We start from the raw sequence: 12,806 nt of genomic DNA, 5'->3' as shown, positions 1-12,806 counted from the left end.
CATGTCCCTGGACCACCGCCTGAGCACCGAGCACGAGGAACTGCGCCGCACCGTCGAAGAGTTCGCGCACGACGTCGTCGCGCCGAAGATCGGCGACTTCTACGAGCGGCACGAGTTCCCGTACGAGATCGTGCGCGAGATGGGCCGGATGGGCCTGTTCGGACTGCCGTTCCCGGAGGAGTACGGCGGCATGGGCGGCGACTACCTGGCGCTGTGCATCGCGCTGGAGGAGCTGGCCCGGGTCGACTCCTCGGTGGCGATCACCCTGGAGGCCGGGGTCTCCCTGGGCGCGATGCCGATCTACCGGTTCGGCAGCGAGGAGCAGAAGCGCGAGTGGCTGCCGCGGCTCTGCTCGGGCGAGGCGCTCGGTGCGTTCGGGCTGACCGAGCCGGACTGCGGTTCGGACGCGGGCGGCACCCGCACCACGGCGGTGCGCGACGGAGACGAGTGGGTCGTCAACGGCACCAAGTGCTTCATCACCAATTCGGGTACGGACATCACCGGCCTGGTGACCGTCACCGCGGTGACCGGCCGCAAAGAGAACGGCGCACCGCGCATCTCCACCATCCTGGTCCCCTCCGGGACCCCGGGCTTCACGGTCGCCGCCCCGTACTCCAAGGTCGGCTGGAACGCCTCGGACACCCGGGAGCTGTCCTTCTCCGACGTCCGCGTCCCCGCCGCCAACCTGGTCGGCGAGGAGGGCCGCGGCTACGCGCAGTTCCTGCGCATACTCGACGAGGGCCGTATCGCCATCTCCGCCCTGGCCACCGGGCTCGCCCAGGGCTGCGTGGACGAGTCGGTGCGGTACGCCAAGGAGCGCCACGCCTTCGGCCGGGCGATCGGCTCCAACCAGGCCATCTCGTTCAAGCTCGCCGACATGGAGATGCGCGCCCACACTGCCCGCGTCGCCTGGCGGGACGCGGCGAGCCGGCTGCTGGCGGGCGAGCCGTTCAAGAAGCAGGCGGCGATGGCGAAGCTGTACTCCTCCGAGGTCGCCGTCACCAACGCGCGCGAGGCGACCCAGATCCACGGCGGCTACGGCTTCATGAACGAGTACCCGGTCGCCCGGATGTGGCGCGACTCCAAGATCCTGGAGATCGGCGAGGGCACGAGCGAGGTCCAGCGGATGCTGATCGCACGGGAGTTGGGCTTCACCGACTGAGCCCGGTCGGTAACGGCGGTTACGGCGGCTACGGCGGCTACGGCGGCTACGGCGACGGTGCGGTTGCGGTTGCGGCGCGGTCGGTGATGTACGCCTCAACGCTCGAAGGTTCCCGGCGGGGGCGCCGGAGAGCCGGTCGTCGCGGTCGCGTCGGTGACCGGCCGGGAGCCGGCCGCCAAGTCGGCCGGCTCCCGGCCGGCCAACACCCGCCCGGCGTGCGGGTCTCCGGCGGTGCGGCGAGTGAACTCGCCCACCGGCAGCGGCACCCTGGCAGCCGCCAGCACCACGTTGCCGAATCTGCGCCCGCGCAGTACGGCCGGGTCCGCAGCGATCGCCAGCTCGTCGAAGACCGCGCCCACGGTGGCCAGTTGACCGCGCAGATGGGCGAGCGGCGGCCCGTCGGTCAGGTTGGCCGTGTACCAGCCGCCGGGCGCCAGGACCCGGGCCGCCTCCTGCACGAACTCGACGGTGCCCAGATGCGGCGGCGTACGGGCGCGGTCGAAGACGTCCGCGATCACCAGGTCGGCCCAGCCGTCCGGCACCCCCGCGAGTCCGGCGCGCGCGTCGCCGCCGTGCACGCGTACGCGCCAGCCCGGCTCCAGCGGGAGTTCGCGGCGCACGAAGGCGGTCAGCGCGGCGTCGACCTCCCAGACGCGCTGGGTGGAGCGCGGCCGGGTCGCGGCGACGTACCGGGCGAGCGTCAGCGCACCACCGCCCAGGTGCAGCACCTTCAGCGGGCGCCCTGCGGGCGCGAGCAGATCGACGAGATGACCGAGCCTGCGCTGGTAGCCGAAGGCGAGATGGGCGGGTTCGGCGAGATCGACGTGCGACTGGGGAGCGCCGTCCAGGGTCAACTCCCAGGCGGAGGGCCGCTCCCGGTCCGGTACGAGCCGCGCCTCGCCGGTGTCGACGGTGGCGGTCAGCTCGGCCCGTCCGCCGCCCCTGCCGCCTCGTTCACCGCGCCGTCTGCCTGCCACCCGACCAGTATCCCCGTCCGCGGCAGCCGTCCGCGCACCACGGTGACGGGAGGCAGGGGCAGCGGAGGCGGACGGGGAGCCGCGGTCGAAACGCGAGGCGCAGACCCACGGGACGACCGGGAGCAGGACCGGCCGGCAGCTGGACCGGCCGGGAGCAGCCCCCGGTTCAGACGCAGCGGTCGGTGACCTCCAGGGTGCGGGCGGCCTGGACGAGCGCGGCCCGCAGTCGGGTGGGATCGGTCGCGGTGAGCGCGGCGGACTCGGGGCCGATCAGCCAGTCGGCGCCCGCGATCGGCGGGCGGCCGGTGCCCTCCTGGCTCAGCGGACCGCAGAGCGGAGCGCACGCGCTGCCGGGGTGGCGCCAGTGCACGGAGGTGCCGGGCGGGACCAGGAAACCGAGCGTCGCACCCGCGCAGTCGTGCAGCACGGGGCCGACACCGAGGCCGTGGCGCAGGATGTCGACGGCCTCCAGCGCCTGTCGGGCCGGCACGGTGACCAGCTCGGTGTGGGGAGCGCCGCCGCCCTGGCAACCGCTCTCCACCGGGCCCGGCTGGCGGCCACGCACCGGGCGCCGGTGGCCAACGGCGATCCGCGATCCGTCGGTGTCCAACAACGCGACCCTCCTCCACTCTCACGCCCACACGCTTCGACGCCTGTGCCTCGATGCCCGTGCTGCGCACTGTCGTTGCTGCACGGTTCAACGCACGGACCCCGTCAACGGCTACGGCGGAAAGCCCCCTCAAAGGATGGCGGTTCATGGCAGATCACGCATGAGATATCCGTTTTGTAAGCAAACTCCCCATCTCCCGCCCCGCGCCCGCGTGTACGGTCCGGCCATGGCGTCGTCACCCTCAGCGCCAGCCGGGAGAGGACCGGCGGGCCCGGCCGAGTCATCGAATCACCCTCACCAACCGAACCCAGCCTTCCGGCGGTTGCGCGGACAGCTCTCCCCGCGGGAGTTCGCGGCCTCCGTGCGGAGGGCCGCCCGCGAGATCGGCGAGCAGGTCTCCTGCGACGCCCGCTACATCGGGCGGGTGGAGGCCGGCGAGATCCGCTGCCCCAACTACGCCTACGAACGAGTGTTCCTGCACATGTTCCCGGGGTGCACGCTCACGGATCTGGGCTTCACCCAGCGCGACGCCGTACGGGGACGCGCGGCGCGGCGCACCCGTACGACCGTGCGCGAGGCGGCCGGTGACCGCCCCGCACCGTGCGCGTCCGATCACTCGCCGGGTGGCCGGGCCGGCTGCGGGGGACCGGAGCACAACTGTCAGAGCACCACCCAGAGCTACGAGGAGAGCGACGTGCTGCGTCGCGCGTTCATGACCGGCGGCCCCGCCGCCCTGGCGACCGCGCCCCTGTGGGGGCCCGCCCAAGCGGCCGAGGCCCGCCCGGGGCCCACCGACGGCACCACCCTGCCCCGCCCCCGGGCCGCCGAGGGCACCCTGGGCCGCGACGACGTCCTCTCCGTCGAGGAGGCCGTGCGGCGGATCCGCCTGCTGGACGACCGCCACGGCGCGGACAACCTCTACCGCCGTGCCGACCTCGCGCTCCGGCAGACCTTCGAGCTGCTCGACTCCGGCGCCCGCGCGCACGCACACACCGAGCGGCTGCACTCCCACACCGGTGAGCTCGCGCTCTCCGTCGGCTGGTTGGCACACGACTCCGAGCGCTACCAGGAGGCCCGTTCGCACTACGGCGAGGCTCTGGCGCTGGCCAGGGTCGGCTCCGACCCCGGGCTGGAGGCGCACGCCTTCTGCAACACCGCTTTCCTCGCCCGGGACGCCGGTCGCCCTCGGGAGGCGCTGCGCGCCGCCCAGGCGGGCCAGCAGGCCGCCGGCAGGCTCGGCTCCTCCCGGCTCCAGGCGCTGCTGGCATTGCGCGAAGCGGGCGGCTGGGGCGGTCTCGGCGACCGCGCGGGCTGCGAGGAAGCCCTCAGCCGGGCCAGGACCCTCTTCGACAAGGGCCCCTCCGACTCCGATCCGGAGTGGATGTCCTTCCTCTGCGACGCGGAGCTGTCGGGGCTGGAGTCCCAGTGCTGGTCCGCGCTCGGCGACTGGGAGCGGGCGGCGGAGCTGGCGCGGGAGGCCGTCGCGCTGCAACCCGCCCAGTTCGTCCGCAACAGGGCGCTGTTCACCGCCGAGTTGGCCGGGAATCTGGCCGTGGGCGGAGACCCGGTCGAGGCGGCCACCGAGGGGAACAGTGCGCTGACGCTGCTGGAGACCGTGCGCAGCGCGCGGGTGCGCCGCATGCTGCACGCCACGGCCGAGCGCCTCACCCCGCACACCCGCCACGTCGAGGTCGCGGGCTTCCTCGCCCGCCTTTCCGCCTGACCCTCCGCCTGCTCTCCGCCTGCTCTCCGCCTGCTCTCCGACGGCGGGCCGGGGCGGGTGCGGATCAGAGTCGGCCGTCGAGGTGGCCGGTGTCGTTCCACCGCTCCAGCGCCGGCTGACCGTAGGACCAGCCCAGGACCGACAGGGACGCCGGGGAGAGCCGCAGCCGGGCGCCGAAGGAGAGTTCCTCGCCCAGCCAGCGCGCGGCGATCGTGCGCAGCACATGGCCGTGCGCGAAGACCAGTGCGTCACCGGGGACCGTACGCGCCCAGTCCACCACCTCGTCGGCGCGCGCGGACAGCGCGGCCCGGCTCTCGCCGCCCGCGACGCCGTCCCGCCAGATCAGCCACCCCTCGTCACCCGCGGCCTCCTTGATCTGCGGGGTCGTCAGCCCCTCGTAGCTGCCGTAGTCCCACTCCATCAGGGCGTCCCAGCTGCTCGCGCGGTCGCCGAAGCCGGCCACTGCGCAGGTCTCGGCGGCTCGGGAGAGCGGGCTGGTACGCACCTCGGCGTCGACGAGGCCGTCGAAGGGGGCTGTCCGCAGGCGCTCACCGAGGAGTTCGGCCATGCGGCGTCCCCGGCCGAGCAGCGGCACGTCGGTGCGGCCGGTGTGCCGGCCGGCCTGCGACCAGGGCGTCTCGCCGTGGCGCACCAGGACGAGTCGACCGGACTGGGGAGTTGTGGACACGGGCTGTTCGGCGGCCTTTTCCGTCATGCCACGACGGTACTCACCCGCGGGCCCGCCGCGTCGCGCGGCGTTGCCGAGGGCCGAGCGGGAGCGCGTTGTCGGTGGGGGATGTCAGACTTCGCCGGGTGAAGCAGTTGTCCCACCAGAGAGGCACCGAGTCGACAGGTGCCGACCAGTCCGCGCTACGGGATCGGCTGGCCGCGCTGCGCGGCCCGGGCCGGCAGCCGAGACCGCTGGACAGCAGGGCCCTGACGGCGCTCGCCGCAAACCCGGGGTGCAGCCGCCGCGCGCTGCTGGACAGCGCGGGCGTGGACAAGGCCGCCCTCGCCGAAGTGCTCGGCGCACCTGCCAACTTCGGCCAGTCGCAGTTCGCCTTCGCCCGCGGCCACGCCTTCGAGGCCGGAGCGACGCGGGACGGCGGGGCCGAGCTGGTCCGGCTGCTGTGCGCGCACACCGGTCAAGCGCCGCCCGATCCACAGCTGTTGGAGTGCCCGGATCTCACGGCCGAGGGGCCGGAGGGCCGGATCGAGCGCACCCGCGAGGCGTTGGCCCTGGCGCAGGCGCGCGGGCAGACCGGGGCGGAGGGCGGTCCGGGCGGTTGGTCGGTGCTGCTGCATCCGATGGTGCGGCTGACGGTCGCCGGGGCGCCGGTCTGCCTGGAGCCCGACGCGCTCGTGGTCGACGGGGACGGAGGCGTGACGATCGTGGAGATCAAGTCCTTCCCGATCCTGGACGGTTCGGCCGCCCCGACGAAGGTGGGCGCCGCCACCCGGCAGGCCGCGGTCTACGGGCTGGCGCTGGAGGCGATGGAGGTGCGGGCGGCGGAGTCCGTCCTGCTCGTCTGCCCGAAGGACTTCTCCAACCTCCCGACCGCCGCACTGGTCGACATGCGCAAGCAACTGGCGGCGGTGCGCAGACAGTTGCGCAGGCTCACCCGGGTCGAGGAGCTGACCGCCGCGCTGCCGGCGGGCACCAGCTTCGATCTGGACCTCCCGCCGGACCGGCTGGCGGGCGCGGTCGACTCGGTGCCCGCGGCGTACGCGCCGGAGTGCCTGGCAGGCTGCGATCTGGCGTTCCACTGCCGCTCCCAGGCGCGCACCGGGAACGACCCCGCGGTGCTCGGCCGCGGCACCCGCGCCGAGTTGGGCGCGTTGACCACGGTGAAGGCGGCTCTGGACGCCGCCCACAGCGACCCCCCGCCGCCGGAGCCCTCGGACCCCACGCACCCGGCCGGCCCGAGCGACCCTCCCGACCCGGCCGTCCTCGCGCTGCGCAGGGCAGCCCGGTTGCGCGCCGAGGTCCTGGGTGGAGACGGCGCCGCCGGCGCGGACGGCGCGGGGCCCGCTGGAGGTGGCCCGTGCCGCTGATGCACAGTCTGGCCCGGATGGAGGCGATGGCCGCCGGCCGAGCCCAGCCGCTGACGACCGTTCTCCACCGCCACCTGAGCCGACAGCCGCTGGTTCTGGTGCCGTTGACCACCGCGGGCGAGGTGGGCGCTCCGCTCGGCGCGATGCTCGGCACCGACCGGGACCACCCGCTGCTGCTCACCGTCCCCCAGCCCAAGGACCGCGATCTGCGGTTCACCTTCCTCTCCGACCTCGCCGAGGCGCTGCTGCCGCATCTGGAGTCGGCACTGGAGGAGACCGAGCAGGTGCGTGAGGACGCCGAAGTCTGCACGGACGCGCCGCAGTTGCTGGTCCCCAACGCGCCCGGCGCGGAGTTCGTGCGGCTGCTGGGCCGCTCCATGCGGTTCCGCCGCACCGCCGAGGAGGACCCGCAGACCCCGTATCCCTCCCCCGCCCGAGTGCCGCTGCTGGGGCGCTGGTTGACGCACTACGGCGAGCGGGCGCGGGTGCCGGGCTCGTCCCTGCTGCTGTCCATGACCGAGGTGCTCACCCGGCACTGGGCGACCGGGCAGAGCTCTTTGGAGGACCAGCATCTGGGGGCGCTGCTGGCCTGGCTGCGCGCCGGTCCGGAGGGCGGCGGCGACACCGCCGCGCTGGAGGTGGAGACCGCGCGCGACGAGCACGGTCAGCTGCGGACGCCGCCCTCGGGCCCGTCGACGGACCCCGCCTTCGACAACCGCGTCCTGGCCCCGGCGGTGGATCGGTACGACGCGGATCTGCCCGGTTCGGCGGAGCGCGTGCACCAGTTGCTCGGCGGCCAACTGCGCCCGGTCTGGGACGCGATGTGGGAGAGCGTGGATCTGCTGCGCCGGCTGCCGGAGGGCGAGCGGATCGCCTCCCGCTGGGAGAGCGATCGCTGGTCCTACACCGCGCACCGAGACCGGCTGCGGGCGGGCGAGCCGCCCCAGCCCCGTCGGGACGACGCCGTGACGGCCGCGCGGAAGCTGTCGGTGCGCGAGCGGGACCAGGCACGGCTGCAGGCGCAGGAGGCGTTGGACGACCCGCTGGTGATGGCCGAACGCAGGCTGGCCGGCGAGGCGTTCGTCGCCGAGGTGACCGACTCCTGGATGACGTACTCGCAGGGGCGTCGCCCGATGCCGCGTCCGGTGCTGGCGCTGTCCACCGAGGACACCCCGCAGTGGGCGCCGGGCGCGCGCGCGTACCGGGTGCTGCCCTCGGGCGCGGCGCAGCCCGCCGAATTCCTCGCGCCGGAGGACGAGCCCGCCGACGGCAGCGCGGACGAAAGCGCCGGCGCGCCCGGCGCGCCCGGCGAGTTGAGGCTGCGGTTGACGGGCGGCATGGGCCGGGCCAAGGAGCCCGCGCCCGGTTCGGTGCCGGAGGTCGGGGACCGCGTCTGCTGGACGCTCTTCGAGCACGCCCCGCGCGGCGGCCCCTCGCTGCCCGAGCCGGAGGACACCCCCTGGACGCACGGCGGACCGCCACAGTCCGGCACTCCTCTCCCCGAACCGCGCACCGCCGAACGGCACGGCACCGGCGGGCAGTCGGGCGAGGCCGGGCGTACCGGAGGCACCGGACCGCCGGGCGTCACCGATCCGGTGGCGCACTCCACGCTCCCCGACCCCGTCACCGCCGAGGACCTGCTGTGAGCACTGCCCGCCCGACACCCGAGCCGGCGACCGCCGCCACCGGCCCCTCCGCGCCCGCACAAGGGCCGCCCGGACACTCTCGGTCCGGACACCGGCCGCCCGGGCCCACGCCGTTCGGGTCCTCGTCGTTCGGGTCCTCGCCGTTCGGGTCCTCGCCGCCCGGGGAGGCACCCGCGCCGAGCCCGGCCGGCGCCGCCGCAGCCGCGACCGAGGCGATCCTCGCCGACATCCTCACCGGCACCGAGCGCGGCGTGGTGGTGGACTCCCCGCCCGGCGCCGGCAAGTCGACCCTGGTGGTGCGCGCCGCACAGGAGTTGGCCTCCGCAGGCCGCCGGCTGATGCTGGTCGCCCAGACCAACGCCCAGGTGGACGACCTCGTCGACCGCCTCGCCACCGCAGACCCCGAGCTGCCGATCGGCCGCCTGCACAGCACCGAGGCGCGCCCCGGCGACGCGTCCGCGCTCGCGCTGGAGCGGCACCCCTCGGTGCGGATGTCCGCGAAGGTCGCCGACCTGGCCGAGCACGACGTGGTGGTCTCCACTGCCGCGAAATGGGCGCATGTGCGCGATGTCGAGCCCTGGGAGCAGGCCATCGTCGACGAGGCGTACCAGATGCGCTCGGACGCCCTGCTCACCGTGGCCCGCCACTTCGAGCGGGCGCTGTTCGTCGGCGATCCGGGCCAGCTGGATCCGTTCAGCCAAGTCGGCACCGAGCAGTGGGCGGGGCTGAGCTACGACCCGTCGGCCAGCGCGGTGGCCACACTCCTCGCCCACAACCCCGGCCTCCCCCAGCATCGGCTGCCGGTCTCCTGGCGGCTGCCGGCGAGCGCTGCGCCGCTGGTGTCGCGGGCGTTCTACCCGTACACCCCGTTCCGCAGCGGTACGCAGGAGGGGGAGCGCCGGCTGGCCTTCGGCGGTGCGGGCGACGGCTCGGCGACGGACCGGGTGCTCGATGTCGCCGCCGAGTCCGGCTGGGGCCTGCTGGAGCTGCCGCCAGCCCATACGCCCCGTACCGATCCGCAGGCGGTCGCGGCGGTCGCCGACGTGGTCCGCCGGCTGCTGGAGCGTGGCGGCAGCACGATCGGCGAGCGTTCGCCCGAGCCCGCTCCGCTCACCGCGGACCGGATCGCGGTCGGCACCGCGCACCGCGACCAGGCCGCAGCCGTCCGGGCCGCGCTCGGTGGGCTGGGCATCGAGGGCGTCGTCGCGGACACCGCGAACCGGTTGCAGGGAAGGGAGTTCGACGTCACGGTCGTCCTCCATCCGCTGTCCGGGCGGCCGGACGCCACCGCGTTCCATCTGGAGACCGGCCGGCTGTGCGTGCTGGCGTCGCGGCACCGGCACGCCTGCATCGTGGTCTGCCGGGCGGGGGTGCCGGAGCTGCTCGACGCGTACCCGGAGACGGAGCCGGTGCCGCTCGGCGTCACGGTGAAGTTCCCGGACGGCTGGGAGGCGCACCACTCGGTGCTGGCGCATCTGGAGGAGAGCCGCGTACGGGTCCGCTGACGCCGGTCGATCCGCCGCCCCGGCGCCCGTGGCGCGGCCGGTCCCTCGGCCCTGCGGGGCGAGCCGGCGCGGCCCGCCCCGCAGGGCCGAGGCGGCGGATCGACCGGCGCGGGCGCCGGGCTCGCGCTCCGGGCCGGTGCACTCTTGCGCGGCGCGCGACAATGTCAGTGCCCTACTCCCACGGAGGTGTCTGCATGCCAGAGCCGCACTCGGCTCCGGACCCGCGCAACGGCGTGCCCCGGTTCAGCCGTCCGGTGCCGCTGACGTTCGAGCCGACCGAGGCCGCCGGCGACGAGGAGCGCTTCTTCGACCTGGAGTCGATCAGCGATCCGCGGGAGCTGCTGGCCAGATCCACGGATCTCTCGCTGGCTTTCCAGGCGGCGGCCGACCGAGCCGTGGAGTTCCAGGCGATGGCGGCGGCGCAGCTGGCCGATCCGGGCCGGTTCGACCGGCTCTCGGAGGCGGCCATCGCGGAGCGGGCGGAGTGGAGCGAGGACTACGCGCGGAAGATGGTCGAGTTCGGCCGCGAGCTGCTGCGCAGACGCCCGCCGCAGTAGCGGGACCGCCCGCCCCCACTCCGAGGCGAAGGCGCCCGAAGTGGTGCGCCGGGAGACCCGGAGGCGCCCCCGCCCGAAGCGTCCCGAGGGGACGCGCCACCTCGTGCGGGGGCGTCCTCCGGGGCCACCGGTTATCGATTTTCACTCTTCCGGAGGCTGGTGCTAGGGTCTGTGACGTCAGCAGGCGCCGTTAGCTCAGTTGGTTAGAGCAGCTGACTCTTAATCAGCGGGTCCGGGGTTCGAGTCCCTGACGGCGCACTCCATCACCAGGTGATGCTGGGCCTTTCCGAAGCCGGAAAGGCCCAGAGCTGTTTCGGGGCCCGGGTTCTCCCGGGCCCTTCGCACGTCCGGCACACCGCCGCCGCGGCTCGTTCCGCCCGAGGACAGCCCGAGCACGGCCCGAGGACGACCCGAGGACGACGCCCCGCCGAGAACGGTCCGCCTCAGGCCGACGGCGCGGTGGCGACGGCAGCCGCGTACCCCTCGACGGCCACGTCCGCCAGCCGCCAGCCGTCCGGCCCGGGCGCCGGTACGGGTCCGCTGCCCACGTAGTCCAGATTCAGCTCCCGCCCGAGGCCGGTTCCGATGCCCTTCAGGTACGCCTCCTTGCGCGCCCACACCCGTCCGAACGCGGCCACCCGCTCCGGATGCGGCAGCGCCATCAGCTCCGCGGTCTCCCTGGGGTGCAGACTTCCGGCGAGGTCGTCCACCGAGCCCGACCGCGGGCCCCGTTCCACGTCCACGCCCACCGGGCTCGCGGCGAGCGCGATCAGCGCGAGGGTCCCGCTGTGCGAGAGCGAGAAGTGCACCGCCGCGCCGACGAGCGCGGGACGGCCGTGCTGCTTGTCGCAGCACGGGCACTGCTCCCTGGTGAACCGCAGCTCTTCGGGCGCCACTCCCAGGCAGGAGCCCAGCACGAGCCGGAGCCCGATGTGCGCGCCCTGGTAGAGCGTGCGAGCGCCGGCCACGCGGAAGGCGGCGGCACGGGCACGCTCCTCCTCGTCGAGGACGGCGGCCGTCCGCCGGTCCAGCACCGCGCTGTGCCGTGCAGCGTCGACCAGCCACAGCGAGGGCCCCTCGCCCGGCTGCGGCAGCGGTACGGCGGGGGCGGTCTCCAACGACTCCAACACTGTGGGTATGTGTACGAGTTCGGCTGTGGCGTCCATGCGGTCACCCTATCCAGGTGCCGGGTCAGCGTCGGGTGATGCGCAGGTTCCACTCGCCCGACTCGGACTGGTCGAGCACCGAGATCCGTACGTCGCCGCCGTCGACCGACAGGCTCTCGCCCACCCGGAGCGGGGCGTCGGCCAGTTCGGGCCGCACCGAGCTGCCGTGGCACGCGGCCGTGTCCGGATGACCGTCGAGCACCTCGACGGGGCCGTCCGCGGAGGCCCGGTCGGCGGTGACCCGGTAGGCCAGCACACCGCTGGTGCAGACCGAGACGTCGTTGCCGAGCGGCTCGCGCACCTCCAGCACGACCGCCTCGTGCGCGCCGGTGCGGACCACCGCCATCCGGCTCGCCGGCCTGGCGCGGGCCACGGCGGCCTGTGCCTGCGCACCGCCGCGCCCGTCGTCGGCACCGCCGCGCCCGTCGTCGGCACCGCCGCCCCATCGCGGCTCCTCGGGCTCGGCACCGAGCGGCACCAGGGTGTGCAGGCTCGTGCCCGGCTGCCAGACGCAGTCCACCTGCTGGTCGTCCAGCCAGCCCAGCTTCCACCGGTGCCAGCCGAACGGGTCCGGCGCCAGCCCGAACTGGCTGCCCATGAGGTCCCAGTCGCCGACGTGGGTGTCCCAGTCGCCCTTGCCGTCCTCCGGCCGGTTGTAGAGGTCGGGCAGGTCGAAGACGTGGCCCGTCTCGTGGGCCAGCACGTTGCGGTCGGCCGGGTACCGCTCGAAGAGGGTGACCACGCGGTTGAGCTCCGTGCCGTCGACCCGGATCGGCTCCTTGAAGTTCACGACCTTCGTCGCGTCGGAGTCCACGCCCGGGGCGTCCGGGTCGGCGACGAGGTAGACGATGTCGTACTCGCCGAAGTCCACCTCCGGGTCGGTGACTGCCAGCGCGTCCCGCAGGAACGACGCCCGGCTCGCGGTGCTCCAGTCACGCGCTATGTCGTACGCCGTCGACTTCTTCGGCATCTCGATCCACCGCGGGACCGGGTGCGCACGCAGGTCGAACCGGCCGTAGGACGCCTGCCGGAAGAAGTCGCTGGTCGCCGGGAAGTAGTCGCGGGAGAGCTGCTGCGGGGTGACGCCCGGCCTGGAGTCGGGGAAGGAGAGGAAGAGCATCACGGCGTCGGCCCTGCCCTCGGGCAGCACGTAGGAGGAGTCCCAGCTGCTGACGCCCAGGGAGTGGTGGGCGTCGGTGCGTTCGAGCGCGCAGGGCATGCCCACGCCCGCCCGGGCAAGAGGCCCTGCCATCGACGCCGTACTGATCACCGCGGTCAGCGCCGTCACCACGGACAGCGGTCTGCGCAACGACCGACGTACGCCCGCCGGCGGGGTGCGTGGGGCACGCTCGTCCGGCACCGGGGCCTCCCAAGGGGTGTCGTGGCTTCACCTCACCTTCGGAGC

General features: G+C 74.3%; 11 protein-coding genes and 1 tRNA gene. 7 read left to right on the top strand and 5 right to left on the bottom strand.

Going from position 1 to position 12,806, the window contains the following annotated elements; all coding sequences use genetic code 11:
• Position 1: 1 nt before the first annotated feature.
• On the top strand, positions 2-1,162 hold the full coding sequence (locus JGS22_RS14440; RefSeq protein WP_211038673.1) for an acyl-CoA dehydrogenase family protein: 1,161 nt from the start codon (positions 2-4) through the stop codon (positions 1,160-1,162).
• Positions 1,163-1,257: 95 nt separating this feature from the next.
• On the opposite strand, the gene JGS22_RS14435 is transcribed toward JGS22_RS14440, so the two are convergent.
• The gene (locus JGS22_RS14435; RefSeq protein ID WP_211038599.1) at positions 1,258-2,139 is read right to left on the bottom strand and encodes a spermidine synthase; all 882 of its coding nucleotides are present in this window, start codon (positions 2,137-2,139) and stop codon (positions 1,258-1,260) included.
• Positions 2,140-2,305: 166 nt separating this feature from the next.
• Complete coding sequence (locus JGS22_RS14430; protein ID WP_372454248.1) at positions 2,306-2,752, bottom strand: hypothetical protein; 447 nt, start codon at positions 2,750-2,752, stop codon at positions 2,306-2,308.
• Positions 2,753-2,975: 223 nt separating this feature from the next.
• Here JGS22_RS14430 and JGS22_RS14425 point away from each other — a divergent pair, with 223 nt between their 5' ends.
• The gene (locus JGS22_RS14425) at positions 2,976-4,472 is read left to right on the top strand and encodes an NsdA family TPR-like regulatory protein (RefSeq protein WP_211038601.1); all 1,497 of its coding nucleotides are present in this window, start codon (positions 2,976-2,978) and stop codon (positions 4,470-4,472) included.
• Positions 4,473-4,536: 64 nt separating this feature from the next.
• On the opposite strand, the gene JGS22_RS14420 is transcribed toward JGS22_RS14425, so the two are convergent.
• Entirely contained in the window at positions 4,537-5,187 is a 651-nt protein-coding gene (locus JGS22_RS14420; RefSeq protein ID WP_211038603.1) for a histidine phosphatase family protein, read from the bottom strand.
• A 107-nt stretch (positions 5,188-5,294) separates the two neighbouring features.
• On the opposite strand from JGS22_RS14420, the gene JGS22_RS14415 reads away from it, so the two are divergent.
• The 5 genes from JGS22_RS14415 (at position 5,295) to JGS22_RS14395 (ending at position 10,493) form a co-directional block, all read left to right on the top strand.
• Positions 5,295-6,527, top strand: coding sequence for a hypothetical protein (locus JGS22_RS14415; protein ID WP_211038676.1), 1,233 nt, complete (start codon positions 5,295-5,297; stop codon positions 6,525-6,527).
• Entirely contained in the window at positions 6,518-8,173 is a 1,656-nt protein-coding gene (locus JGS22_RS14410) for a hypothetical protein (RefSeq protein WP_308405668.1), read from the top strand. Before JGS22_RS14415 ends, JGS22_RS14410 begins: the two co-directional genes overlap by 10 nt.
• A gap of 215 nt (positions 8,174-8,388) precedes the next feature.
• Complete coding sequence (locus JGS22_RS14405; protein WP_211038678.1) at positions 8,389-9,678, top strand: AAA domain-containing protein; 1,290 nt, start codon at positions 8,389-8,391, stop codon at positions 9,676-9,678.
• Between the two features lie 194 nt (positions 9,679-9,872).
• Entirely contained in the window at positions 9,873-10,235 is a 363-nt protein-coding gene (locus tag JGS22_RS14400) for a DUF8844 domain-containing protein (protein ID WP_211038605.1), read from the top strand.
• Positions 10,236-10,419: 184 nt separating this feature from the next.
• Positions 10,420-10,493 (top strand) — tRNA-Lys (locus JGS22_RS14395).
• 185 nt (positions 10,494-10,678) lie between these two features.
• Here the strand turns inward: JGS22_RS14395 and JGS22_RS14390 are convergent.
• Positions 10,679-11,401, bottom strand: coding sequence for a 4'-phosphopantetheinyl transferase family protein (locus JGS22_RS14390; protein ID WP_211038607.1), 723 nt, complete (start codon positions 11,399-11,401; stop codon positions 10,679-10,681).
• A gap of 25 nt (positions 11,402-11,426) precedes the next feature.
• Positions 11,427-12,761: a M6 family metalloprotease domain-containing protein gene (locus JGS22_RS14385; protein WP_308405667.1), complete on the bottom strand. Its 1,335-nt coding sequence runs from the start codon at positions 12,759-12,761 to the stop codon at positions 11,427-11,429.
• Positions 12,762-12,806: the final 45 nt, after the last annotated feature.

Origin of the sequence: Streptomyces tardus, from assembly GCF_018101125.2 — a bacterium.
In the GTDB taxonomy this organism is placed as follows: domain Bacteria; phylum Actinomycetota; class Actinomycetes; order Streptomycetales; family Streptomycetaceae; genus Streptomyces; species Streptomyces tardus.
The sequence above is the reverse complement of the archived record's forward strand: the minus strand, read 5'-3'. Positions and strand labels throughout refer to the sequence as shown.

Excerpts from the sequence above, each read along its gene's own strand:
- JGS22_RS14390 (WP_211038607.1), bottom strand. The coding sequence starts at position 11,401 with ATGGACGCCACAGCCGAACTCGTACACATACCCACAGTGTTGGAGTCG.
- JGS22_RS14440 (WP_211038673.1), top strand. The coding sequence starts at position 2 with ATGTCCCTGGACCACCGCCTGAGCACCGAGCACGAGGAACTGCGCCGC.
- JGS22_RS14400 (WP_211038605.1), top strand. The coding sequence starts at position 9,873 with ATGCCAGAGCCGCACTCGGCTCCGGACCCGCGCAACGGCGTGCCCCGG.
- JGS22_RS14425 (WP_211038601.1), top strand. The coding sequence starts at position 2,976 with ATGGCGTCGTCACCCTCAGCGCCAGCCGGGAGAGGACCGGCGGGCCCG.
- JGS22_RS14420 (WP_211038603.1), bottom strand. The coding sequence starts at position 5,187 with ATGACGGAAAAGGCCGCCGAACAGCCCGTGTCCACAACTCCCCAGTCC.